The organism is Sphaerospermopsis reniformis (assembly GCF_005402885.1).
Taxonomy (GTDB): domain Bacteria; phylum Cyanobacteriota; class Cyanobacteriia; order Cyanobacteriales; family Nostocaceae; genus Sphaerospermopsis; species Sphaerospermopsis kisseleviana.
In genome coordinates, this window is sequence record NZ_BJCE01000589.1 from 1 (window position 1) to 371 (window position 371).

1 pseudogene is annotated in these 371 nt (G+C 32.3%); it reads right to left on the reverse strand.

Features of this window, described 5'->3' with window-relative positions:
- Positions 1–371, reverse strand: a pseudogene (locus FFR48_RS28535) (hypothetical protein); the annotation flags it as partial.

Consider the following 371-nt stretch of genomic DNA (forward strand, 5'->3'; position numbering starts at 1 on the left):
CTTCCCATTTGTAATCTATGAGTTTGACTGTATCAAATTTACACACAACCTCACTCTTACCTAAACCATATTGATAACTATTAGGTCGCCATGTTTTGCTTTCATCTCCTAATATGGCTAAACTAACTACTGGTTTATGGTATAAATCAAAGGATCGGTAGTTATAGATATACATTCTTTGGGAAAATTCTTCATCGTATTGACTTTGTACTTCGATGTGAATTAATATCCAAATTTCTGTGTTATCTAGTAACCACACTTGATATAATTTATCAGCATAGCGTTTTTCTGTGTTAGAGGTAGCTGTAATTTGTTCTAGTTCTTTGTCTAGGGAAATTGGTGTTTTACTCCAGTCTATTTGTTGATAAATT